Raw genomic sequence first — 25,835 nt, 5'->3', positions numbered from 1 at the left:
CACCGTCCCCGTCGAGGTCGACCTGCTCGTCGCTCATGACGTTGAGACGTCCGTGCCGGTGCGGCAAGGCACTCATGTCCCCGCCACCGGTTCGGGCCCCCAGGGATCGATTTTCAGTGCTCGGAGCCTCTTGCGGTCGCGGTCGTGAACGAAGCGGCAGCCGTCGTACGGCAGGTCGAACTCCCAATGCTCGGGCAGGTCGCGCGCCGCGTACCGACCGAGCAACTCGACCATGCCGCTGTCGAAGTGGGACCAGCACTCGGGAGCCGCCCACTGCCGACGCCAGATCACCGTGCCCCAGTCGTTGGGATCGGGTGAGTCCGCGCGCCAGCACAGCAGGTCCGCTTCCGTGGTCTGACCCCAGCCGATGAGCAACTCCGGCTCGTCGTACTCCTCCTCCTGGGCCGTGAACTCGGCGTCCGCGGTCAGTCCCTCGACGGTTGAACCGGGATCGTTGGGATACACCTCCTGGATGGGCGGACAGACGCTGAGAAAGTCATCGAAGACGCCCTGCCCGTACACGCGCACGAACTGCTTGTAGTCGTCGGGGAACCCGCGGGGATATCTCTCGGCCAGACTGTCCCAGTCCACGGTGTTGCCGCCGCCTGCCGGTGGGGCGACCAGGGAGGTCAGGCGGGTCATGGCATCGCCGGGGGGCCGTTGACGGGGCATGGTCTCTCCCTCATTTGACGACGTCACCGAGGTTCACCCCCGACGGGCCGTAGGTGTTGTACACCGTCATGGTGTCCGAGAGTCCCGCGGCTCCGCTGTTGTAGTAGCCACGTGCCGTCAGGACGAACCGGTAGGGCACTTTGCTGCCTGCTGTCCGGTACTGCGGGACGACGGTGTAGGCCACGCTCTGGCCCCGCTGGGCCGCCTTCTTCACCTCGTCCTCCATAACGCGCATGTTGTTGCGGCCAAGGCTCCCCGAGGTCCGGTCGAAGGTGTTCACGCCCCGCCAGCAGGTCCCCAGATTGCGCACGTCACCACCCGAGCCGCCGAGGACGTCTCCGATCAGATGGCAGGCGTTGATCGTGCGCTCGGGGTTCAGTCCCATCTGGTCGGCGTAGTCCTGGGCCTCGCTGTACCCGGAGAGCTGGGAGCGCGCGGCCACGGTCACCTTCCCGCTGCCTGAAGGCCGGATACTGCTCTCCGTGACGCAGGCGAACACTCCGGTGGCGCGGCCCGCATCGTCAAGCGCCCCCGGGACCTGGTAGCCCACTCCAGTGCCCATCGAGCAGTTCGTCCCGCTCTTCTCCTTCGGCGCCCTTTCGCAGCCTCCGGTGACCACACACACGGCGGCCGTGGTCAGACCAGCAGCAATGGCGGAGGCGGCGTTGCGGATCGAGTTACTGATGTTGATCTTGACGGTTGGCGGCTGAGCAGCCGAGGAGATGGAGCGGACCGTGAGGGTGCCCTTGCCGATCGAGGCGGTGATCTTGATGGCATGGGCGCGGATCGCGGCGCGGCGGGCCGCCGCGGCGGCGGCTGCGGCAGCCGCTGCCCTGGCAGCCGCGGCGGCCGCTTCCGCGGGACTGACCCCGCCACCGCAGGAGTAACAGGAACCGCCTCCGCCTCCGCCTCCGCCTCCCGAGGACGTGCGGCCACTGCCGGAGTTGGTCCTTCCGTAGCGGACCTGGCAGGACATCGACCAGACCTCGGCGCACATCCCGTAGCTGCTGGTCGCGCCGGAGTAGGTGGTGGAGGAACTGGAAACGTGACTGTGCGTTGACGAGCCGGACGAACTGTAGGTCAGCGAACCCAGCGCGTTCGACAGGCTGTGCGTGAGGCTGGAGCAGTACTCCACGCACGTGTTGTAGAGGGCGTCGGCTATGGCAGCCGCGGCGATGGCCTCTCCTATGCACAGGTCCTCGATGCAGTGCCCGCTCGGGTCCGTCCCGGTCAGCGGTGCGTCGTTCGCGTAGGCGAAGTCGTTCGCGTCGGTGCTGTCGCCGACCGCCGGATTGTCGACCGTGTCCGCCGAGTCGAAGCCTCCCGTGCTCGGGCTGTACCAGCGGGCGTGCATGTTGACGTTGCCGGTCGACGGGTCGGTGTACTCGCTCTGGTAGCCGACGCTGCCGGTCAGGGTGGAGGCGGTGGTGGTGCCCCACGGGTCGTAGCTCGCGGAGCCCGTCAGCGCGCTGCCACCGGCCGTGAACTGGCCGATGACGTCGGTGTGCAGGTCGGTCCAGGCCAGGGTGGCGCCGGTCGCCGAGGACTCGCCGGTCAGCGCGCCCGACGGATCGCGGCTGTAGGTGCTCGTGCCGTCGGAGGCGACGGTGTTGTCGGTGCCGGAGTAGGCGAGGGTGCTGGAGCCGGCGGTGATCGCACGGCCCAGCGCGTCGTAGGTGTACCCGGTGGCACCGGCGGTGCTCTGCTGGCCGTAGGCGTCGAAGGTGTAGGCCGTGGAACCCTTGGCCGACAGGGTGCCGCGGGCCGTGTAGCCGTAGGCGAGCGTGCCGTCGGAGGTCAGCTGGTCGCGGGCGTTGTAGGTGTACCTCGTGGAGCCCGCGGTCAGGCGGTTGCCGTCGGCGTCGTACGTGTAGCCGGTCGTGGTGGAGCCCGAGGTCCAGGACGTGAGGCGGTTTGCGTAGTCGTAGGCGTACGAGTTCGTCGACGCGCCCTGGACTCCGGTCGTGGTCTTGGAGGTCAGGTTGTCGTTCTTGTCCCAGTCGTAGCCGACCGAGGCGACCTTGGTGCCCGTGGCGGTGGTGAGGGTGTCGGAGGTCAGGCGGTGCAGGGAGTCGTAGCCGAAGCCGCGGACGTCGCCCGAGGAGCCGTAGGCCACCGACTTGGGCTGGGACAGGGCGTTGTACTGGTAGGTCAGGGTCGTCCCCGTCGACGCGTCCGTGTCGGTGCTCAGGCGCCCGTCCGTGTCGTAGGTGTAGCTGCTGGTGCCGGAGGCGTCAGTGCGGGTGGCCGGGTTCTCGTCGGCGTTGTAGGTGAAGGACGAACTGCCCGCCTGGCCTGAGGTGGTGAGGACGTCGCCGAGCGCGTTGGTGTCGTAGTACTCCCAGGTGGAGCCGACGGCCGAGGCCACCAGGTGGCCGTTCAGCGAGTAGGTGAAGTGGCGGTCGGCCGTGGTCGCGTCGGCGCCGGTGCCGCTCTGTGCGGTCAGGTCGTCGAGGGCGTCGTAGGTGTTGGTGGTCGTCACGCCGCCCGGGTCGCTCTGGGTGACGAGTCGGCCGCGCTCGTCGTAGGCGTAGGTGGTGGTCCGGTCCGCGGCACTGGTGTAGCCGGTGACCGGCGGGACCTCCTTGCTCGCGGGCAGGCCCAGCGAGTTGTACGTGTAGTACGTGGTGTCGCCGTTGCCGTCGGTGTAGGCGGTCTGGTGGCCCGCCGCGTCGTAGCCGTATGCGGTGGTGATGGTGGCGCTGTCGCTGACCGGCTCGGTCTGCTGGGTGAGGTCGCCGACGGCGTCGTAGACGTAACTGACGGTGTGCTGGCGGGCGTCGGTGACCGTCTTCAGGTTCCCGTCGTCGGTGTAGGTCGCCGACGTGGACGACAGCACCGTGCCGGCCGATGTCTCGATCGCGGTCGCGGTCCTGCGGCCCGCCGCGTCGTAGGTCGCCGTCGTGATGCTCTGGTCCGGCAGGACGGTCTTGATGACGTCGTCGCGCAGGTCGTAGGTGTAGGCGGTGGTGTCGCCGGTCGTGTCGGAGGTGGTGCGGGTGCGGCCGAGTGCGTCGTACGTGTAGCCGGCCACGACACCGCTGACGGACGAGCGCCTGGCGACCAGGCCCGCACTGTTGTATGTGGTGTCGGTCTCCTGCTTCGTCTGCACGCTCGTGGACGTGTAGACGTACGCCCAGGTGCTGCTGTCGCGGCCCAGGTCGTCGTAGCTGTGGTGGGTGACCGATCCGTACGGGGAGGTCTCGGTCAGGCGGTCGCCGGCCAGGTCGTAGGAGTAGGTGAAGGTGCCACGGGTGGCGGTGCCGGAGATGCTGATCGCCGGGTTGGTCTGCTTGACCAGGTCCCCCAACTGGTCGTAGGCGTAGTCGGTTTCGCCCTTGGCGTCGGTCTCGCTGAGGACGTCGCCGGAGGCGTCGTAGGTCCAGGCGGTGGTGGCGGAGGTGCCGTTGTACGACGGGAGCGTGGTGCCGGTCCTGCGGCCGTCGCGGTCGTAGGCGGTGGCCGTGATGTTGCCGTTCGCGTCCTCGGCCTCGGTGCGGTCGCCGAAGGTGTCGTAGCCGTTGATCGTGGTCGGGTACGAGGTCTCGGTCGCGCCGGTGCCGGGCTCGGTGGTGGTGATCGCCGGGCTCGTCGTCGTGGTCGGTCGGCCGGCCTCGTCGTTGGCGTACGAATAGACCTTGTTCTGCGCGTCGGTCGCGGTGATCTTCAGGCCGCGCTCGTCATAGGTCGCGCTGGTGGTGAGGGTCAGGGAACTCGAGACGTACTGGGCGGCGGACAGCACGTCACCGGCCGCGTCGTAGGTGTACGTCCACTTCTGTGCCGGATCACCGGCCGCGTCGGTCTGCGTCGAGGTCAGGACCCGGGAGTCGTCGTCGAAGGTGTACGCGGTCGACTGGGCCAGGGTGTCCGGGTCCTTGGTGGTGGCCGTGGTGCGGCCGGCGGCGTCCACCGAGTAGGTGGTCTCCAGCGTGCCGTTGCCCGTGGTTCTGCCGGTGAGGTTGCCCGCGTCGTCATAGGAGTCCTGCTCGTCGACGTAGCTCGTGCCGGAGGCGCCGGTGCGGGCGATCTGCTTCGTCAGCCCGTTGTCGTAGTACGCGTAGGTCGTGGTGACGCCGATGCCGTCGGTGATCGTGTGGAGGCGGCCACCCGCGTCGTAGCTCCGCTGCTCCAGCAGCTGGGCGGCGGCCGACTGCGAAGTGGCCGACGAGCCCGTGTAGTTGGTGAGGGTCGTCGTCAGCAGGCTGCCGCCCGCGTCATGGGTGAAGGCGTAGGACTGGCCGTCGGCGTCGGTCTCGGTCGCCTTGTTCCCGTAGGCGTCGTAGGTGAAGGAGGTGGTGTGCTGTTCGGGGTCGGTGACGGTTTTCGGTTCGCCGAAGTCGTTGTAGACGGTGGTCGTGGTGCGGGCCGTGTCGCCGCCGGTGGTGTCGGAGACCGTCCTGGTGAGCGTGTTGCCGTCCGCGTCATAGGTGTTGGTCGTCAACGCGGTGTGGACGACGGCCTGGTTGACGGCGTTCGTCGTGCCCGGGTCGAGTTCGGTGAGGACGCGGCCCAGCGGGTCGTAGGTGAAGCGGGTGACCAGACCCGCCGGGTAGGTGTTGGAGGTCTCGGTCCTGGTGAGCACCCGGCCGAGCTGGTCATAGGTGTAGTGGGTGACCAGGCCGAGCGGCGAGGTCTCCGTGGCGAGGTCCCCGTTCGCGTAGTACTTGTACGAGGTGGTCGCGCCGCCGGGTGTGGTCGTGGAGGCCAGCAGCCCGGCCGGGGCGAAGACGCCGGCGGCCCAACTGGGCGTGCCGGAGCTGGTGTACGTCTTCGTCGTCGTCAGACCGGCACTGTGACCGGTGACCGGCGGGGTCGTGGTCGTCAGCAGATTGCCGTTGCCGTCATAGGAGTTGACGGTGCGGTAGGTCGTGTCCGAGGAGCTCGACGACCGTCCGTCGGACGAGGTCAGCAGCTGGTCGTTGCGCGGGTCCGTGTCCGAGTCGGCGTTGAGGTAGTACGTGAAGTACGACGTCGAGCACAGGGAGGCGGACTGGTCCTGGCAGGTCGTGCGGGAGACCACGTCACCACGGGAGTTGTGGCCGGTGGTGGTCACGTCCCCGTTGCCGTCGGTGGTGGTGTAGAGGAAGCCGGAGGTGTCGTAGCCGTAGGACGTGGTGGCTCCGGTGCCGTCCGTGTCGGTGAGGACACGGCCGCCGTTGGACAGGTCGTAGGTGCTGGTGAGGGTGTTGCCGCCGGGGTCGGTGACGTTGACGGACTCGGTGGCGATGGTGCCGGTGGACTGCTTGTAGGCGTTCCACTGGGCCGCCACCTGAGTGGACGTCAGATTATGGTCGTAGAAGCCGACTTCGGCGATGGAACCCTTGAAGTAGCTGACGTCGCCGGGCGAGTCGATCCAGCTCTTGGCGAAGCCCGCGCCGATGTACGTCAGGGTGTTGGACTGGTCGGCCGGTGTCCCGGCGAACGTGTCCTGCTTGGTGCCGTCGAGGAAGAGCGCCTGGCTGTCGACGTCGCAGCTGAGCACCGCGTAGTGCCAGGCGTTGTCGTTGACCTTGCCGGTGGACCCGAAGTCCGCGCTGCCGGAGCCGCTCACACTCCACCAGTGGCCGTGCAGCTTGCCGTCCGAGCCCACGTACAGCACCGGTGTCCAGGTGCCCGAGGCGGCCGTGGCTCCGTCGATCGCCGTGGACTGGTCGCCGATGAGCACGCCGGAGGTGGACGTCTTGAACCAGATGCCGATACTGCGCTTGGTGTCGGTGTGCAGCAGGTCGGCCGGTACGGAGACGTAGGAGCTGGCGCCGTCGAAGGATGCGGCCGTGTTCGCGCTGCTGTCCTTGGCGCTGAAGGGGCCGCTGACGCCGAGAGTGACGTTGTTGTACGTGCCGTCGCCGCCGTTGACCTCGTCGGCCGCGTACGTGGCGGAACCGTCGTCGCTGTCGTCGCCCAGCTGCCAGTAGCCGGCCGGGTCCGCGCCGAGCACCGTGCCCCGGAAGACCGCGCTGGAACCGGCCACGGTGGGCGTGCCCAGCTTCCAGGTGCCGCCGTTCTCGTCGGTGACCTGCGTCAGCCGGTCGGCGTCGGTGTCGTAGGAGACGGCCGCGGTGGTCCGGCCGGCCGGGCTGGACGCCTTGGTCAGCAGGGCCGCACTCGCGGTGCCGGCGGCGTAGAGGTCGTCGACCTGGGAGGCGGTGACGGGGTGGCTGTAGAAGGAGACGTCGGAGATGGAGCCGGTGAAGTAGCTGACAGCGCCCGGGGAGTCGAGCCAGGAGTCGGCGAAGCCGGCGCCGATGTAGGTGTAGGCGTTGTCCTGGTCGTCCGGGGTGCCGGAGAAGGTGTCCTGCTTGGTGCCGTCGAGGTAGAGGGTCTGGGTGCTGCCGTCGGAGCTGAGGACGGCGTGGTGCCAGGCGTTGTCGGTGACCGTGCCGGTGGAGCCGAAGTCGGCGCTGCCTGAGCCGCTCACGCTCCACCAGTGGCCGTGCAGCTTGCCGTCCGAACCCACGTACAGGACCGGGGTCCAGGTACCGGTGGCCGCGGTGCCGGCGACCGCCTTGGACTGGTCGCCGATCAGGACGCCCTTCTTGGACGTCTTGAACCACAGCGACACGGCCCGGCTGGTGCTGGCGTGCAGCAGTCCGGCCGGGACTTTCGCGTAGCCGGTGCCCGCGAGGGTCAGGGCGGTCGCCGTCGAGCCGGTGAGCGGGCCGGTGGCGCTGCCCAGCGTGGCGTTCTTGTAACTGCCCGCGTCCGTCTGCTCGTTGGCCAGAACGGAGGAGGCCGCGGTGGTGCTGCTGGACGGTTCGTCCAGCCGCCAGTAGCCGCTGGGGCCCGCGTCCAGGGCGGCGGAGGGGTAGTTGGACCCTGCGATGTAGGTGTAGGCGTAGCAGGAGGTCGACGCGGTCGACGGGGCGGCGGTGGCCGGCGGGCACACGGAGGTGAGCCGGTCACCGGTGTAGCCGTAGCTCCACAGGGCGGCGGTGGAGGTGTTGCCGCTGGTGGCGGCGTCGGTGGTGACCGTGTGGACGTGGTAGTGGGCGGCACCGGAGGGCTTGGCCCAGGTGAAGTACAGGGTGCGGGCGGAGACGTCGTTCTTGATGGTGCTCAGCCGGTACGAGGAGTCGTAGCCGAGCGACTCGGTCAGCCCAGCGTGGGTCTTGATCTTCGACAGCAGCCAGATGTCGGTGCCACCCGGGGTGTCGAAGGTGTACGTCGTGCCCGAGGTCTCGGTGAGGGAGTAGCCCGCGGACAGGGCCTTGAAGGTCCCGTAGGTACCGGTCGGCGGGGTGTACCCGGAGGACGAATAGCCCCAGCGTTCCTGCTTTCCGCCGTCGTCGGTGACCACCACGCTCTTGGAACCGTCGTCGTCCATGACGGCCCGCATGTCGGCGAGAGCCGACCAGCCCGCGCCGAAGGCTCCGGCGGTGGTGGTGTCCAGGGAGTTGTAGGAGCGGGTCACGTCCAGGGACGGGCCGACGGTGGAGACGGAGGCGTCGGTGGCGGAGGTGGTGTAGTTTCCGGCCTCCTCGTCGTAGCCGTGCCCGCCGTTCTGCGCCAGCCGCGAGGCGATCAGCGGCTGCGCGACCAGCGTCGACAGGGGCTGGCTGCCGCTCGTGGTCGTGGACCAGCCGTCGTACGCGGAGACGGTCCAGTAGTACGACGTCGACCAGCCCAGGTCCCCGGACGGCACTGTCCACTTGGCGGTGGACTGCCAGCCCGAGGTGTCGATCTGCTTGCCCGCCGAGGAGTACACCGCGAAGTCGTACTTCAGCGGAGAGGTGGGCCAGGAGTCCGGGTCGATGGCCTTGACCTGCAGCTGCGGGCGCAGGGAGGGCGAGGTGAAGTTCGCCTTGGGGTAGGTGTGTTCGATGTCCGGCGCCGAGTTCTTGCTGTAGGTCACCGTCACGTACGGGGCGTGCGAGTCGACCTGGTCGGAGTCGAACTTCTTCCACTGGGAGGAGCTGGTCGCCGAGGAGAACGCCGACAGGCCGTAGTTGCTGGTCTGCCCCAGGGCGATCTTCTGGAACCAGTCGGTGTCCAGGTCGGTGTCCTGCCACTGGCCGGTGCCGGTGGACACCGAGGTGTTGCCGCAGACCGTGTCGGACACCGTGCCCGACCAGGTGCCGATCGCACTACTCGTGGCCGGGCGGTCGTCCCAGGACTTCTTCCCGGTCACCCACCACTGCTCCGTGATCGGGTACACCTTGTACGAGGTGGAGGAACTGCACGTGTAGGCCCACACGTTGAACAAATGCAGGTCGGCGTCGGTGATGTGGTACCCGTCGGTGTCCGGCAGCCCGAGGAACTTCATGAACGCCTGGCCGATGTACGCGCCGCCGTCCGGCGTGCCGACCCGCATGACCGTGTCCGAGGAGTAGTCGGCGGTGTTCGGGTAGTAGACGTACGTCGTGAGGTTCTGGCCGGCGGTGGACACGGTCATCGTCGGGTCGACGGTCACCGGGAAGGCGATGTCGGAGCCGGCGAGCCAGGAGGGGTCCAGCGACATCTTCACGGCCGGGGTGCCGTCGACCTCGGTGACGCTGTACGTCATGTCCCAGTTGTCGTGGGACTCGCCGGTGGTCGGGTCGACGTAGGAGTCACGGGCGAAGGGCTGCGGCAGGCTGGCCATGACCGTTCCGCCGCCGTCCACCAGCTCCACGGTGCCGTCGGACGCCGTGGTCAGCGTCAGACCCTTGAGGGACATCGGGAAGATCCAGCTGGTCGGCGCATCGGCCGAGGTCAGCACCAGGGACTCCTTCACCCCGTTCGCGGTCGGCGCGAGGACGAGGTTCGTGTCCGTCAGGACACTGTCGTACTCGACGCCGGAACCGGAGGCGGTGCCGGTCACGGCGTTCGCGCCGGCCAGCGACCAGGACACCGACTCGGACTCGGAGATGGTCAGCGTCGCCAGGTCGCCCTGGGCGGAGGTGCCGGAGCTGACGGCAGGGCTGGGAGTGGCCGTCGGATCGTCGGCGTAGTCGGCCTGAAGGGCGGAGGTCGTCGGCTTCCAGACAAGGGATGCGGGCACTACCGAGCCCGCGCCGCTCCTCCGCAGCGCGGACTGCTGAACGGAACCGTCCGCCGCGGTGGAGGGCGCGAACGACACACCGAGGGAGTTCGCCTTCTCGTGCCAGCGGCCGTCGGCGCTCTTCGCGACGGCGGTGTCGATGTGCTTCCAGGTCCCGGACGGATCCCGGTAGTTGATCCTGGACTGCGACATCTTCCGGGTGAAGGACCCGTCGGCGTTCTGGAAGTAGTCGAACTGCGCCCCGGACTTCGCGGCCACGCGCTTGCTCGTCTTCGCGTCGAAGCCGACACGTGCGTCGCCGGAACGTTCCTTCTTGGCCTGGGTGCTCGGCGCCTTCCAGGCGGCCAGCTGCCCCTTGCCCTTGCCCGGCGCCTTCCCGGCGGGGTGCCCCTGGCCGGACTTCGCGGCGTGCACGTCGTGCGCGGAGCCGGTCTTCGACCCCGGTCCCGAACCGTCCGAGCCAGACAGCCACTTCCACACCTGGCCCAGCCCGGCGCCCAGCGACTGCGACGGACGCGTCGCCGCGTAGGCCGCGCCGCCCTCCTGCGCCCAGAAGGACACCAGCAACGGCACCACGGCCAGCCACACACGCCACCGCGACAGCGGACGCACCCCACCCACCGACCCTCACCAACGCACCGGACACGAAAGGACCAGCCGATGCGTCGGGTCGTCACCGCGATCACGCAGGCTGCGGCACAAGTTGTAAGCGTGGCGTGAGGAAGGAGACAAGATCTCTTGTGACGACCCGTGGCATCCCTTTGCCAGACTGCGGGGAAACCCACAGAGTCGCATCCTTCCGTTCACCATCGCGTCGCCCCCGAGTCATGTACGCGACGCGCGGCCCAGTGACCTTCTTCGCCCACCCTCGTGACTTCGGACCGCGAGCGGTTCGGGATCACCGGCCGAGTGCTGCGGGCAGTGCGGGCAGGCTTATTCTCCGTACTCCCTCAGCAGCTTGTTCAGATGCCGGATCTTGGCGACGTCCGTGTTCGGCAGGGGATCACCGCTGTTGAAGTGCATGACGTTGTTGCGGATCCGGCGAATCTCCTCCAGACCCCGCCGCACTGGACCGTCAAGTCCACCCGCGTGCTGGCCGATGAGCTCAGCGGCTGCGTGAACGTCGGCTCCATGCATTGGTCAAGGGAAAGAAAAAACCGCAGGCCAAGGGCTTGGCCTGCGGTTTCTTTGGAGCCGCCTTCGGGATTCGAACCCGAGACCTACGCATTACGAGTGCGTTGCTCTGGCCATCTGAGCTAAGGCGGCGCGCCGTGCGCACCATGGTGCGATCAGCAACGTCGGTAAGTCTACACAGTTTCGGGGGGTGCTCTGACCACGCCCCGGGGCAGGCGCTCCCGGGGCGTGCGGCGGGGCTATGAGCAGCGCTTTCCGTGGGGCGGAGGGGTGCCGTCGAGCAGGTAGGTGTCGATCGCGGAATCGATGCAGTCGCTGCCGCGGCCGTACGCGGTGTGGCCGTCGCCCACGTAGGTGAGCAGGCGGGCCGAGGAGAGCTGGCGGGAGAGGGACTGGGCCCAGCGGTACGGGGTCGCCGGGTCGCGCGTGGTGCCGACCACGACGATCGGCGCCGCCCCCTTCGCCTCGATGCGGTGCGGCTCGCCCGTGGCTCTCACCGGCCAGTACGCGCAGTTCAGGGATGCCCAGGCGAGGCCCTCGCCGAAGACCGGGGAGGCCTTCTCGAAGGCGGGGAGTGCCTTCTCGACCTGGTCGGGAGAGGAGAAGGCGGCGGGCAGGTCCAGGCAGTTCACGGCCGCGTTGGCGAACATCAGGTTCGAGTAGCGGCCGTCGGCGTCGCGCTCGTAGTAGCTGTCGGACAGGACCAGCAGGCCCGCGCCGTCGTTCTCCTTCATCGCCGAGGTCAGCGCCTCGCGCAACTGGCCCCATGAGCCCTCGTCGTACATCGCCGCGATGACGCCGGTGGTGGCGAGGGCCTCGCCGAGCTTGCGGCCGTCCGCGTCGCCGGTGGGGATGGGGTGGGCGTCCAGTTTCTTGAAGAAGGCGCTGAGATTCTCGCCGACCTGCGCCGGGGTGGTGCCCCTGGTTCCGAGCGGGCAGTCCGGCTGCCGTACGCAGTCCTTCGCGAAGGACTGGAACGCCGTCTCGAAACCGGCGGTCTGGTCCAGGTTCATCCGACGCGCGGACAGGGAGGGGTCCATCGCGCCGTCGAGCACCAGGCGGCCCACACGCTCCGGGAACAGCCCGGCGTACGTCGCCCCGAGGAACGTCCCGTACGACGCCCCCACGTACGTCAGTCTCCGGTCCCCGAGAACCGCGCGCAGGATGTCCATGTCGCGGGCCGCCTCGACCGTGGACACGTGCCGCAGCAGGTCCGGGGAGCGCGCCCCGCACCCCTCGGCGAACTTCTTGTAGGCGTCGACGAGTTCGTCGGTCTCCTTCGTGTCGTCGGGTGTGGTGTCCGTCTGCGTGAAGGCGTCCATGCGTCGTCCGCTGAGGCATTCGACGGGCTCGCTGCGGGCGACCCCGCGCGGATCGACCGCGACCATGTCGTACCGCGCCCGCACCTCCGCTGGGTAGCCGACCCCCGCGTACTGCTCCAGGTAGCCGATGGCCGAGCCGCCCGGGCCGCCCGGGTTCACCAGCAGCGACCCCAGCGGCTGCCCCTTGCCCGTGGCCTTCTTGCGGGCGACCGCGAGCCGTACGTCCCCCGCGCCCGGCTTGGCGTAGTCGAGCGGCGCCTTCATGGTGGCGCACTGGAAGCCGGGCACCCCGCAGCTGCGCCAGCTCAGCCTCTGTTCGTAGTACGGCGCCAGGGCGGACGGCGTCGACTGCGGCAGCGCGGCCAGGGCCGCCTCGGCGGCGCCACCCGCCGTGCTCGTCGTGCCTCCGGCGGAGCAGGCGGAGAGGAGAAGGGCGGCGGTGGCGAGGAGAGCGGCGGCGGTTCGGGGCCGGCGGGGACGGGGGCTGCGCCTGATGTGCATCTGGCGAGCGTAACCGTGTGCAGCCGTGCGGATGCCGTGCGTGCGCGTCGTGCCTCGTAGGAGTTACATGGTCAACCTCCGTTGATCAGCCGCGAGTGGTGCGCTGTTCCGCCCCGGGGTGCCGCGCGGTACCCGGTGGTCAGCCGGCTCTGAGGGCCATCGTCATCGCCTCCACCGCGAGCAGCGGGGCCACGTTGCGGTCGAGGGCGTCGCGGCAGGCGGCGATCGCCTCGATGCGGCGCAGGGTGGACTCCGGGGAGCTGCCGCGGGCCAGGCGCTCCAGGGCGTCCTCGGCTTCCGCGTTGGACAACGCCACGCGCGTGCCGAGCTGCAGGGCCAGGACGTCCCGGTAGAACGCGGTGAGGTCGGTCAGAGCGAGGTCGAGGCTGTCGCGCTGGGTTCTTGTCCGGCGCCGCTTCTGCTTGTCCTCCAGGTCCTTCATCACGCCCGCCGTACCGCGCGGCATCCGGCCGCCCTGAGCCGCGCCCAGCGCCGCCTTCAGCTCCTCGGTCTCCTTGCCGTCCATCTCCTCGGCGAGCTGCTTGGCGTCCTCGGCGGCCGCGTCCACCAGCTCCTGGGCGGCCTTCAGCGCGCTGCCGATCTCCTCGACCCGCAGCGGCAGCTTCAGCACGGCGGCACGGCGCTCACGGGCCGCCGGGTCGGTGGCCAGCCGGCGGGCCCGGTCGACGTGCCCCTGGGTGGCGCGCGCTGCGGCCGCGGCGACGGCCGGCTCCACGCCCTCGCGCCGTACGAGCATGTCGGCGACCGCGTCCACCGACGGCGTCAGCAGGTTCAGGTGCCGGCAGCGGGAGCGGATGGTGGGCAGGACGTCGTCGATGGACGGCGCGCACAGCAGCCAGACCGTGCGCGGGGCGGGTTCCTCGACCGCCTTCAGCACGGCGTTGGCCGATTTCTCGTTCAGCCGCTCGGCGTCCTCGACCAGGATGATCTGCCAGCGGCCGTTCGCCGGCGAGGTGAACGACTTCCGTACGGTGTCCCGCATGTCCTCGGCGAGGATCTGCGAGCCGACGGCGGCGACGCTGGTGACGTCCGCGTGCGTGCCGACCAGGGCCGTGTGGCATCCGTCGCAGAACCCGCAGCCCGGTGATCCGCCGAGCGCGCGGTCGGGCGACACGCACTGCAGCGCGGCGGCGAACGCCCGCGCCGCCTGGTTCCGCCCGGCCCCGGGGGGCCCGGTGAACAGCCAGGCGTGCGTCATCTTCGACGCCTCGGGCGGGGGCGCGTCGGTGGCGACCGCGGTGACGAGTGCGTCGGCGTCCCGAGCGGCGGCATCCAGCTGCTCGGCCACCTTCTCCTGCCCCACGAGGTCGTCCCAGACCGTCATGCGTGCCCCGCCCTTCCACCACGTTCGTGTTGCGGGTTCCATTGTGCGGGGCGGCACTGACAACGGGACGCCGAGTGCGCGGGGAGCAGTCGGTGCCCGAGCGGGAGCTCAGCGCCCCCGGCCGCGGCGCCTGCCCCGCCCCTGGTCCTCGTCGTAGTCGTCCTCGTGCGGCCCGAGCAGTTCGTCGGCCAGTGACGGCAGGTCGTCGAGCGGAGTCTCCTCGGCCCAGTCCGACCGGGTCCGGCGCCGAGGTGCCCCCTCCGCGTCGACCTGGGGCATCTCCCGCGTACGCTCCTCGCCCCCGTCCGGCCGCGCACCCCCCGCCCGCTCGTCCCGAAAGTACCCCGGCGGCACCCGGTCCGCGGGCCCTTCCTCACGCACCGGCGGCAACACGGCCGTCTCGTCAGCGGCACCCGGCGCCACAGGCGGCAGCACCGCGGTCTCATCAGCCGCACCCGGCACCACCGGCGGCAACACCGCGGTCTCATCAGCCGCACCCGGCACCACAGGCGGCAACACCGCAGTCTCATCCGCGGCACCCGGCACCACCGGCGGTTGCGGCAGCTTCGTCGTCACCTCGGCGTCCGACTCACCGACGGGGCGCTTACGACCTTCGGCCGCGGCGTCGGCGTCGGCGTCGGCGGCACGGTCCTCCCGCACCGGCCGCAGCACGGCCGTCTCCTCGGCAGGTCCGCCCGACGCGTTCGTCGGCGTCACCACCGGCGTCGGCACGGTCGAGGCCTCCGGCGCGACCGCGGGCGCCGGCGGCTGCTTGGGCCCCGCCTCCGCGGCGGCCGCGGCCTGCTCGGCGAGCCGGCGTGCCTCCTCGGCCCGCAGCAGCGCCTCCTCGGCCTTGCGCTGCTTCTCCAGCCGCAGCGCCTCCGCCTCGGCCCGCAGCCGTGCCTCCTCCTCGGCCTGCTTGCGCCGCCGCTCCTCCTCGGCCTTGCGGCGGGCCTCCTCCTCGGCGCGTGCCTTCTCCTCGGCGAGCAGCCGCTGCCGCTCCTCCTCCGCGCGCCGGGCGGCCTCCTCGGCCCGTCGCCGGGCCTCCTCCGCCTGCCTCTCGGCCTCGCGCCGCTGCGCCTCCTCCAGCTCGCGCCGCTTGCGCTCCTCCTCCTCGGCGCGCAGCTTGGCGAGCTGCTCCTGGCGCTCACGCTCCAGCCGCTCCTCCTCGGCCTTGCGGGCGGCCTCCTCCTCGGCCTTGCGGCGGGCTTCCTCCTCGGCGGCCTTGCGGGCCTCCTCCCGCTCCCGGATCTCCTGCTCGGACAACGGCAGCATCTGGTCGAGCCGGTGCCGTACGACGGTGGTGACGGCCTCGGGCTCCTGGCCGGCGTCCACCACCAGGTAACGGCCGGGGTCGGCGGCGGCCAGCGTCAGGAAGCCGGAGCGCACGCGCGCGTGGAACTCGGCCGGCTCCGATTCCAGCCGGTCCGGCGCCTCGGTGAACCGCTCGCGGGCGATCTCCGGGGAGATGTCCAGCAGGACGGTCAGATGCGGTACGAGGCCGTCGGTCGCCCAGCGGTTGATGCGGGCGATCTCCGTGGGGGACAGGTCGCGGCCGGCGCCCTGGTAGGCCACCGAGGAGTCGATGTAGCGGTCGGAGATGACCACGGCGCCGCGCTCCAGCGCAGGCCGCACCACCGTGTCCACGTGCTCCGCGCGGTCCGCCGCGTACAGCAGGGCCTCCGCGCGGTGCGAGAGCCCGGCGCTGGAGACGTCCAGCAGGATCGACCGCAGCCGCTTGCCCACCGGCGTGGCGCCCGGCTCGCGGGTCACGACGACCTCGTGGCCCTTGGCCCGGATCCACTCGGCGAGCGCCTCGGCCTGGGTGGACTTGCCGGCGCCGTCGCCGCCCTCCAGGGCGATGAAGAAGCCGTTCGGGGCGGGTGCCGTCACCGGGTCGTCGCCGCCGCGCAGCGCGTCCCGCAGATCGTGCCGCAGCGGGACCCCGGAGCGGTCGTCGACCTTGGCCAGCACCAGCGCGGCCACCGGCAGCAGCAGCGCGCCGACCAGCATCAGGGTGAAGGCGGCGCCGCCGTGGGCGAAGACGAACCGGCCGTTCTGAAGGCGGTGGGGCCCGATGCCCGCGGCCACGACCGGGGCGATGACCGCGCCGAGCGCCACGGAGACGCGGACGACGGCGTGCAGGTGCTCGGTGGTGCGGGCGCGCCGGTAGTCCTCGGCCTCCTGGTCGAGGAGGGTGTGCCCGGTGTTGGCGGCCACGCCCGCGCCGATGCCGGCCAGGGCGAGGATGAGCAGGACGGTCGTCACGTCCGGGACGAGACCCGCGGCCAGCAGGGCGACGCCGGTGAAGGCGATGGCCAGGGCGAGCAGCCGGCGCCGCGACAGCGACACCAGCACCTTGGGCGCCGTACGGATGCCGACGACGACTCCGCCGGTCAGGGCGAGCACCAGGAGGCCGTACAGCACCGGGCCGCCGTGCAGGTCCTTGGCGTGCAGCACCGCCACGGCGACGGCCGCGGAGACCGCTCCGGCGACCGCGGCGCAGGCGGGCACCAGCAGCGGGATCGCGCCGGTGCGGCCCTTGTCGACGCCCTCGCCCGTGCGCGGGCGGCGCAGCCCCTCGAGCGGGGAACGCGCGCGTGGGGTGCGCGTGGCCGGCAGCTCCAGGTAGGTCAGCACGGACAGGGACGCGGCGAACAGGCCCGCCGCCACGTACGAGGCGAGGGCCGCCTGGTGCTGGGCGAACCAGGCGATCCCGGAGCCCAGCAGGTTGTTGAGCAGTCCGGCGACGACGAGCGCGGCGGCCGCGAGCGGGATCGCCAAGAAGGCCGTGCGCAGCGCCAGACGGCGCAGGGCGTCCATGTGGTCCGGCAGCGGCCGTACCGTCGCTCCCTCCAGCGGCGGGGCCGGCAGCAGGGCCGGCGCGGCGCTCTCGCGGGAGACGGTCCAGAAGCGCTCGGCGACGCCGGTGACGAACGCGGTGACCAGGAGGATCGCCAGCGCGTTGTCCGGCGTCCAGTCGATCCACAGGGGCGCGACGATGAGGGCGAGGACCCGGACGGCGTCGGCGCCGACCATCGTCCAGCGGCGGTCGAGCGGCCCCTCCTGCGAAGTGAGCGAAGTCAAGGGGCCGAGCAGGACCGCTCCGAAGAGCAGCGTCGCCAGGACGCGCACTCCGAAAACGGTCGCCACTGCGAACGCCACGCCCCGGTAGCCGCCCCCGAAGGAGCCCTCGCTGATCGCCGCCTGCAGGGCGAGCAGGACCAGGACGAGGAGGGCGAGGGTGTCGCCGATCGACCCCACGAGGTGGGCGCTCCACAGCCGCTTCAGCTGCGGCTGGCGCAGCAGGGCGCGGACGGCGCGCTCGCGGGAGTCCGCGACAAGGGCGTCGTCGGGGGCCGGGTGGTGGGCCGTTGGCTGCTCCGCTCGCGTCATGCATTCAGCCTATCGGGACCGACTGACAGCCCGGGGCGCGCGGGCGCAGGTGCGCGCGCCCCGACACCAAAGCGATACCGGGGCGTTCGTTTCGCGAACAGGACGTGAAGGTCCCGGCCGTCGCCGACCGGGTCCCGAACGCCCTTACTCCTCCGCGGACTTCGACGCGGTGGCCTTCTTCACGGCGGTCTTGGCGGTCGTCTTCTTGGCGGCCGTCGTCGACTTCTTCGCCGCGGTCTTCTTGGCGGCCGTCGTCTTCTTGGCCGGGGCCGCCTTCTTCGCGGGAGCCTTCTTCGCCGTCTTCTTGGCGGGGCCCTTGGCCCGCTTCTCGGCGAGGAGTTCGAACCCGCGCTCCGGGGTGATGGTCTCGACGCTGTCGCCCGAGCGCAGGGTCGCGTTGGTCTCCCCGTCGGTGACGTACGGCCCGAAACGGCCGTCCTTCACCACCACGGGCTTCTCGCTGACCGGGTCGGTGCCCAGCTCCTTCAGCGGCGGCTTGGCGGCGGCCCGGCCGCGCTGCTTGGGCTGGGAGTAGATCTGCAGCGCCTCTTCGAGGGTGATGGTGAAGAGCTGCTCCTCGGACTGCAGCGAGCGCGAGTCCGTGCCCTTCTTCAGGTACGGACCGTAACGGCCGTTCTGCGCGGTGATCTCCTGGCCGTCGGCGTCGGTGCCGACCACCCGCGGCAGGGACATCAGCCGCAGCGCGTCCTCGAGCGTCACCGTGTCCAGCGACATCGACTTGAACAGCGAGGCCGTACGCGGCTTGACGGCGTTCTTGCCGGTCTTCGGGGTGCCCTCGGGGAGCACCTCGGTGACGTACGGGCCGTAGCGGCCGTCCCGGGCGATGATCTGGTGGCCCGTCTGCGGGTCGACGCCGAGCTCGAAGTCGCCGCTCGGCTTGGCGAGCAGCTCCTCCGCGAGCTCGACGGACAGCTCGTCCGGGGCCAGGTCCTCGGGCACGTCCGCCCGCTGGTGGCCCTCGGAGTCCTTCTCACCGCGCTCGATGTACGGGCCGTAGCGCCCGACGCGCAGCACGATGCCGTTGCCCACCGGGAACGACGACACCTCGCGGGCGTCGATCGCGCCCAGGTCGGTCACGAGCTCCTTGAGGCCGCCGAGGTGGTCCCCGTCGCCGTTGCCGGCGTCGGCCGCGCCACCCTCGCCGACGCCCTCGCCCTCACCGAAGTAGAAGCGCCGCAGCCACGGCACGGACTGCGCCTGACCGGCGGCGATCCGGTCGAGGTCGTCCTCCATGCGGGCGGTGAAGTCGTAGTCGACGAGCCGCCCGAAGTGCTTCTCCAGGAGGTTGACCACGGCGAAGGACAGGAAGGAGGGGACGAGTGCCGTGCCCTTCTTGAAGACGTAGCCGCGGTCGAGGATCGTGCCGATGATCGACGCGTACGTCGACGGGCGGCCGATCTCGCGCTCTTCGAGTTCCTTGACCAGGCTGGCCTCGGTGTAGCGGGCCGGGGGCTTGGTGGCGTGCCCGTCGACCGTGATCTCCTCGGCGGTGAGCCGGTCGCCCTCGGCGACCTGCGGCAGCCGCCGCTCGCGGTCGTCCAGCTCGGCGTTCGGGTCGTCGGCGCCCTCGACGTATGCCTTCAGGAAGCCGTGGAAGGTGATCGTCTTGCCGGACGCGCTGAACTCGACGTCCCGGCCGTCGGCAGCCGTGCCGCCGATCTTCACGGTCACGCTGTTGCCGGTCGCGTCCTTCATCTGGGAGGCGACGGTCCGCTTCCAGATCAGCTCGTAGAGCTTGAACTGGTCACCGGTCAGCCCGGTCTCGGCGGGCGTGCGGAAACGATCACCCGAGGGCCGGATCGCCTCGTGCGCCTCCTGCGCGTTCTTGACCTTCCCGGCGTACGTCCGCGGGCTCGACGGCAGGTAGTCGGCGCCGTAGAGCTGGGTGACCTGGGCGCGGGCGGCGGCCACGGCGGTGTCGCTGAGGGTCGTGGAGTCCGTACGCATGTAGGTGATGAAGCCGTTCTCGTACAGCTTCTGGGCCACCTGCATGGTCGCCTTCGCGCCGAAGCCGAGCTTGCGCGAGGCCTCCTGCTGCAGCGTCGTCGTACGGAACGGGGCGTACGGCGACCGGCGGTACGGCTTGGACTCGACCGAGCGGACGGAGAACTGTGTCTGATCCAGGGCGGCGGCCAGCGCGCGGGCGCCAGCCTCGTCGAGTTGGAGGACCTGCTCGCTCTTGAGTTGTCCCAGGGAGTCGAAGTCGCGGCCCTGCGCGACCCGCCTGCCGTCGACGGTCTGCAGGCGGGCGACCAGCGACGACGGGTCCGACGGATCTCCCGCGCGGCCGGTCGCGAAGGTCCCCGTCAGGTCCCAGTACTCGGCAGAACGAAAAGCGATGCGCTCGCGTTCCCGCTCGACCACGAGCCGGGTGGCGACGGACTGGACGCGGCCCGCCGACAGCCTCGGCATGACCTTCTTCCACAGGACCGGCGAGACCTCGTAGCCGTAGAGGCGGTCGAGGATGCGGCGGGTCTCCTGGGCGTCGACCAGCTTCTGGTTGAGCTGGCGCGGGTTGGCCACGGCGGCCTGGATCGCGGACTTGGTGATCTCGTGGAAGACCATCCGCTTGACCGGGACCTTGGGCTTGAGCACTTCCTGCAGGTGCCAGGCGATGGCCTCGCCCTCGCGGTCCTCATCGGTGGCGAGGTAGAGCTCGTCGGAGTCCTTCAGCAGGTCCTTGAGCTTCTTGACCTGAGCCCGCTTGTCGGCGTTGACGACATAGATCGGCTCGAAGTCGTGCTCGACGTCCACACCGAGGCGGCGGACCTCGCCGGTGTACTTCTCCGGCACCTCCGCGGCGCCGTTGGGAAGGTCGCGGATGTGCCCGACGCTCGCCTCGACGGTGTAGCCGGGGCCGAGATAGCCCTTGATCGTCTTCGCCTTGGCAGGCGACTCGACGATGACGAGTCGGCGGCCGCCGTGTGCGGTCTCGCTGGTCGGGGACAACTTCGCTCTTCTCTCTCCGGTCGACGCTGGGGCCTCCCCAGGCGTTCCTCCCGGGGTCGTGTCATGGTGACGCTGCGGAGTGTGACGGTACATCCCGCCCCCGTGTCAAACGGGAAAAGCCCGCAACGGCCACTCGAACGGTAACCCGAGTCGCGCCATTCCTGCCGCACGGAGTGGTCAGCGGCATTCGGGCAGCGCGCGGAACGTCACGTACCGGTCACTCCCGGCCATCTCCGCGCGGCTTCGGAGATCGCGTCGTCAGACGCTTGCGAAGCACCAGACGCCGATCGCGACAGCGCCCGCGCCGGCGATGGCGGCGAGGGCCGCGGATGCGACCGGGCTCACACCGAGGGCGACGGGCCGCCGGTGCCGCAGCCGGACGGCGACCCAGGCCAGCAGGGCGGCTCCGAACAGGGCGAACACCGTGCCGGTGAAGATCGCCGGACCGCTCTCCATGGTGGGTCCTTCCCGTGCCGTTCCGTGCGGGGTGCTGGACCCGGACGCTCGCAGCGACGGGAGACGCGTGGGCGAACCAGGGGTGAACGACAGGAGTCCGGACCGCCATGCGTTGCCCAAGCGGGACCGTCACGCCGAGCCGGACGGCGGCGGGGTCAGCTGTCCCGTCGATTTCTCCCCGTCGGCGCGCTCCATGGTGCAGATCACCGTGGTGAAGCCCTGGTTCCAGTTCTCCTTGGTGTTCCACCAGCCGATGATCGCCCGGCCGGAGCCGGGTGACCAGGTCGACTCGAACTTGTTGGTGCAGAGCTTCTCCGCGTTCTTGGTGCCCGTGGTGAAGTCCATGTTCGCCGGAGCCCGGGCGAAGCCGATCACCTGGTCCGTGTGCGCCTGCGCGCAGTCGGTGAGGTAGGTGTGGGTGGTGTCCTTCTCCTCCAGGTAGACGAAGCAGTCGCCGACGCTCATCTGGGCCGCCGCCATGTCGATCCCGGCGTCCCGGAACCGCCCGACCTCGCCCCCGATGGGTATGTGCCGGCCGAGGACGAGACAGGCCGTACCGCCGCCGGACGCGCCGAATCCCTGGCGGGTCGGCACGACGGCGTAGTACCCCGCGTCCGGAAGACTCCGCGCCAGCGGTTCGCTCTGGCGCGCGCAACGGTCGGCGCCGTGGGCGCGCGCGTCGGCGTAGTCGGCCGCGGAGTCGACGGCCACCACCTGGCCCTCGAGGAGGTCGTTGGCGCAGTCCACGACCCCGAGGTTGGGCGGCGACTTGAACGGCTCGCCCGACCACACCGCCTTCACGCAGTCCCCGGCCTGCAACGGCTTGGTGAGGCCGACCTGCTCGCCGTACACGTACACCGGCCCGGTGGGGCTCGGCTGCGAGGACGACCGCGCCGGCGGACTCCTGTGTGGCTGGGCGCTGTTGTCGTGACGGGTCAGCGACACCGCGGCCCACACTCCGACCCCGAGCACGAGCGCCACGGCGGCCACCGCGGCGACGATGACGACGGTCCGCCGGGAACGCCGGGGGCCATCGGGCTGCGGTACGGCTGCCGGGCTCTGCCCCGGGCCGCCGGGGCCCGTGTACGTGACGGTGGGGCTGCTCGCATACGGATTCCAGCCGGGATACGGCACCGGGGCCTGAGGGCCGCCCGGCGTCTGCGGAGTCGGCGTCGGCGTCGGCGGGTTGTCGGGGGTCTGCGGCGCCCCGGGCGTGTGCGGTCCGCCCGGCGGTACGGGTGACAACTCGCCGTACGGTCCGGCGGCGACGTATCCGGGAGGCGTGCCGCCCGCCCCATGTCCCGGGGGCGTCGCACCGCCCGCGTACCCCGCAGGCGTCCCACCCGCCACGTACCCCGGCGGCGGTGGGCTGTTCGGCGTGCTGCCCTGCGAGGGCGTGCTCGCCACGTATCCGGGCGGCGCCGCGCCGTACCCGGGAGGAGGTGAGCCGGGTGAACCGCCTTGCGCGGCACCCGCGTACCCGGCTGGGGGCGAACCCCCTTGCGCGCCACCCGCGTACCCCGCTGGGGATGAACTCCCTTGCGCGCCACCCGCGTACCCCACCGGCGACGAACCCCCTTGCGCCGCGTTCGCCACATACCCGGGCGGAGGCTGTCCGCCCTGCGCCGCACCCGCCGCGTATCCCTGCGGTGGGCCGAACCCCTTCGCCGGTGCCTGGGCCGCGGACTGTTGCAGCACCCGCTCCAGGGCGGGGCGGACCGTCTCGGGCGCCGACCTGCGCACCGGGTCCTTGACCAGCAACCCGTGGAGCACGGGCGCCAGTTCGCCCGCGCGGGCCGGCGGGGCCGGCTCCTCGCCGAGCAGGGCGGTCAGGGTGGCGTAGTCACCGTGGCGGTCGAAGGGGCCGCGGCCCTCGACGGCCGCGTAGAGCGTGGCACCGAGGGAGAAGAGGTCGGCGGCCGGGGTGGGCGGCTCGCCCCGCGCGCGCTCGGGTGCGAGGTACCCGGGTGTGCCGAGGATGCCCGCGGTGGCGGTGAGCCGGGGTTCGTGGGACTCGGGCATGAGCGCGATGCCGTAGTCGGTGAGCAGCACGCGCGCGTAGGCGTCGCCCGAAGCGTCCGGCGCCAGAAGGATGTTGGCCGGTTTCACATCCCTGTGGAGGATGCCGATGCGATGGCCGGCGGTGAGCGCGTCGAGCACGGCGAGCCCGATCTCGGCCACCCGCGCGGGCGGCAGCGGGCCCGAACTCCGGATCACCGCCTGGAGGTCGACCGCGTCCGGGACGTACTCCATCACGATCCACGGGAGCCCCTCGTGGACCACCACGTCGTGCACCGTCGCCACATGCGGATGGCCTCGCAGCCGCGCTGCGTGCCGGGCCTCGCTACGGGCCCGGGCGATGCGCTGCGCCGTCTCGTCCCCGTCCACCGGCAGGTCCGGCAGCGCGATCTCCTTGACCGCGACCTCGCAGGCCAGTTCGGTGTCGTGGGCGAGCCAGACGCGGCCCATGCCGCCCGCGCCCAGCGTGCGCAGCAGCCGGTACCGCCCGTTGATCATCCGGCCCTGGCCGTGTTCCGGCGTGTCCCCCGCCATTGGCGCCTCCCCCGAGACAGCGCGCCTCCCCCGAGGACGCGTGGAGCCTGTCTCTAGAAAGTAGCGTCGCATGCGCCACTGACAGGAGTACTTTTCGTCACCAATCCCGTAAATCGCGGCAGATCGGACGCAGAGCCATCAGGGGTGCGGGATCCTCCCATGAGCGACGTGGGACACGCCGGTCACTCCACAGGCTCGAGGAACCCCTGTTCCACCAGCAGCCTGATCTGCGCCGGTGTCCGGTCGCGCAGCAACACCGGGTCCTCGCCGACCAGTTGGGCGATGGCGTCCAGGATGCGGCCGGCGCTCAGCGAGCCGTCGCACACGCCCGCGAATCCCGCGCCGACCGTGTCCACCTTGGTGGCGCGGCGCATGCCCCGGTGCTGGCGCAGCACGACGTGCTCCGGGTCCTCGGCGCCGGGCAGCCCGACCTGTTCCTGGACGACCTCGGTGACGAGCCGGAAGCGCCCCTCCAGCAGGGCCGCGTCGTCGTGCGAGCGCAGGTAGTCGAGGCGGTCGAAGTGCGTCCGCACCGTTTCTCCGAGCGGCTGTTCGACCGAATGCGGCCACTCCTCCACGGTGATGGAGGGCACGGCGGCGCCCGTCCTGCGCAGCGTGATCCAGCCGAAGCCGACGGCCTTCACCTTGCGCGCCTCGAACTCGTCCAGCCACGCGTCGTACCGCGCCTGGTACTCGGCCAGGTCGCCCCGGTGGTCACCGGCGTCCCTGAGCCACAGCTCGGCGTACTGCGTGACGTCCTGCGTCTCGCGCTGCACGATCCACGCGTCGCAGCCGCGCGGGACCCACGACCTGAGCCTGTCCTGCCAGTCCTCCCCCTCCACGTGCTGCCAGTTGGCGAGGAACTGCGCGAACCCGCCCTCGTTCAAGCGGTCCCCCGCACCCTGAACGAGCGAGCGGCACAGATCGTCCCCGCCCATCCCTCCGTCCCGGTAGGTCAGCCGCGCGCCGGGCGAGATGACGAAGGGCGGGTTGGAGACGATCAGGTCGTACGTCTCGTCGTCCCGCACCGGCTCGTACAGCGACCCCTCGCGCAGATCGGCCGCGGGGGCGCCGGACAGGGCCAGGGTGAGCGCGGTGATGTGCAGCGCGCGCGGGTTGAGGTCGGTCGCCGTCACGCGCGTGGCGTGCCGGGAGGCGTGCAGCGCCTGGATGCCGGACCCCGTGCCGAGGTCAAGGGCGCTGGAGACGGGCGTACGGACGGTGATGCCGGCCAGGGTCGTGGAGGCGCCGCCGACGCCGAGGACGACGCCCTCCTCGCGGCTGCCGATGCCACCGGCGCCGCCGACGGCACAGCCCAGGTCGGACACGATGAACCAGTCCTCGCCGTCGGGCCCGCCGTACGGCCGTACGTCCACGGTCGCGGCCACCTCGTCCGCGCCCGCCGGGACGAGCCACCCGCTCTCCAGACAGGCGTCGAGCGGCAGAACGGTCTCCACGCGTGCGTGCGTCACGGGCTGCTGCAGCAGGAACAGCCGTACGAGCACCTCGAGCGGGGTGTCCCCGCGCGTCGCCCGCAGCGCCGGCACGGTCTCGCTGCGCGCCAGCGCCGCGTACGCGGGCGCGCCGAGCAGGTCGAGCAGGCCGTCGGCGGTGAAGGACGCCCCGAGCAGGGCGTCGCGCAGCCGGGCGGCGACGTCGGGACGGTCGGATGCGGGCAGGGTGGGCAGCGCGGAGATACTCACGTCCCCATTGTGGCGGGCAGCGGTGACCGTCCGCAGCCCCGGCTCAGCTCCCCGTCGCCGCGGAGGAGGGGGTCGCCGAGGCCGCCTTGCAGCTCTCCTGCTTCGCCATCGCCTTGCCGACCTCGCCCTCCTCGAGGGTCTTCAGCGCGTCGTTCCCGCTCTGGCTCAGCTTGTCCAGCGAGGTCGCGATGCCCTTGAGCCCGTCGGCGAACTTGGCCTGGTCCTTCGTCTCCAGCTTGTCGACCTGCGCCTTCAGCGAGGCGTAGGAGGCGGAGATGTCGTTGAGTTCCTTGACCGCGTCCTGCTGCTTCTTCGCCCCGTCGTCGACGTCCGGCGCCCCGGCGTTCTGCACCGCGGCGCCGATGGATTTGTAGGCGTCGGACATGTCCTGGAAGGCCTGCGCGTCGGTCTGCTGAACCTGCTCCGGCGTGCTGTTGTCCGAGGTCTCCTTCTGGATCGCGGCGTTGGCGGCCTCGATCTTCTTGGCCTGCGGCTGTACGCCGTCGCAGACCTGCTTGGCCCAGGAGTCCAGCTTGTCGTTGTTGTTGCTGCCGCCGCATCCCGACAGCGCCAGTACCAGTACCGCACCGCCGGACAGTGCGGCCGCGAGCTTCTTGTTCACCGGTTTGGTCCCTTCCATGGCTCTCGGCCCCGGAACATACACGCCACACAGACGGCAACCCCATGCCGGGCGTCCACTAGAGACCCTTTTGAATCCATTTGCACCAGGCGAGAGAAGGCTCACCGTGAGCCTGCACACAGCAGCGCGCACAGACGGGGGCGGGCGGGCGACGCGTCAACAC

Annotated in this window: 11 protein-coding genes and 1 tRNA gene; all 12 read right to left on the bottom strand. The window is 70.9% G+C overall.

Going from position 1 to position 25,835, the window contains the following annotated elements; genetic code table 11:
* Positions 1 to 72 precede the first annotated feature (72 nt).
* Positions 73 to 672, bottom strand: coding sequence for a hypothetical protein (locus tag GRC12_RS16700; protein ID WP_208780081.1), 600 nt, complete (start codon positions 670 to 672; stop codon positions 73 to 75).
* Between the two features lie 10 nt (positions 673 to 682).
* Positions 683 to 10,264 carry a LamG-like jellyroll fold domain-containing protein gene (locus GRC12_RS46420; RefSeq protein WP_208780080.1) on the bottom strand — a complete coding sequence of 3,194 codons (9,582 nt, stop codon included), beginning with the start codon at positions 10,262 to 10,264 and terminating at the stop codon, positions 683 to 685.
* 321 nt (positions 10,265 to 10,585) lie between these two features.
* A complete protein-coding gene (locus tag GRC12_RS46415; RefSeq protein WP_280117480.1) occupies positions 10,586 to 10,720 on the bottom strand; it encodes a hypothetical protein in 135 nt (44 codons plus the stop codon).
* 121 nt (positions 10,721 to 10,841) lie between these two features.
* A tRNA-Thr gene (locus tag GRC12_RS16690) sits at positions 10,842 to 10,918 on the bottom strand.
* A 107-nt stretch (positions 10,919 to 11,025) separates the two neighbouring features.
* Positions 11,026 to 12,609 carry an alpha/beta hydrolase gene (locus GRC12_RS16685; protein ID WP_208780079.1) on the bottom strand — a complete coding sequence of 528 codons (1,584 nt, stop codon included), beginning with the start codon at positions 12,607 to 12,609 and terminating at the stop codon, positions 11,026 to 11,028.
* A 139-nt stretch (positions 12,610 to 12,748) separates the two neighbouring features.
* A complete protein-coding gene (locus tag GRC12_RS16680) occupies positions 12,749 to 13,954 on the bottom strand; it encodes a DNA polymerase III subunit delta' (protein WP_208780078.1) in 1,206 nt (401 codons plus the stop codon).
* A 108-nt stretch (positions 13,955 to 14,062) separates the two neighbouring features.
* A complete protein-coding gene (gene tmk / locus GRC12_RS16675; RefSeq protein WP_208780077.1) occupies positions 14,063 to 17,350 on the bottom strand; it encodes a dTMP kinase in 3,288 nt (1,095 codons plus the stop codon).
* A gap of 144 nt (positions 17,351 to 17,494) precedes the next feature.
* Positions 17,495 to 20,320, bottom strand: a complete 2,826-nt coding sequence (topA, locus tag GRC12_RS16670) for a type I DNA topoisomerase (protein ID WP_208780076.1) — start codon at positions 20,318 to 20,320, stop codon at positions 17,495 to 17,497.
* Between the two features lie 258 nt (positions 20,321 to 20,578).
* A complete protein-coding gene (locus GRC12_RS16665) occupies positions 20,579 to 20,776 on the bottom strand; it encodes a hypothetical protein (protein ID WP_208780075.1) in 198 nt (65 codons plus the stop codon).
* A 129-nt stretch (positions 20,777 to 20,905) separates the two neighbouring features.
* Positions 20,906 to 23,329, bottom strand: coding sequence for a serine/threonine-protein kinase (locus GRC12_RS16660; protein WP_208780074.1), 2,424 nt, complete (start codon positions 23,327 to 23,329; stop codon positions 20,906 to 20,908).
* A 182-nt stretch (positions 23,330 to 23,511) separates the two neighbouring features.
* Positions 23,512 to 25,032, bottom strand: a complete 1,521-nt coding sequence (locus tag GRC12_RS16655; protein WP_208780073.1) for a DUF7059 domain-containing protein — start codon at positions 25,030 to 25,032, stop codon at positions 23,512 to 23,514.
* Between the two features lie 43 nt (positions 25,033 to 25,075).
* Entirely contained in the window at positions 25,076 to 25,672 is a 597-nt protein-coding gene (locus GRC12_RS16650; protein WP_208780072.1) for a small secreted protein, read from the bottom strand.
* Positions 25,673 to 25,835 lie beyond the last annotated feature (163 nt).

This window comes from Streptomyces griseorubiginosus, assembly GCF_017614965.1.
GTDB classification, from domain to species: domain Bacteria; phylum Actinomycetota; class Actinomycetes; order Streptomycetales; family Streptomycetaceae; genus Streptomyces; species Streptomyces griseorubiginosus_B.
Note: the sequence above shows the minus strand (reverse complement) of the source record. Positions and strands in the feature narration are given on the sequence as shown.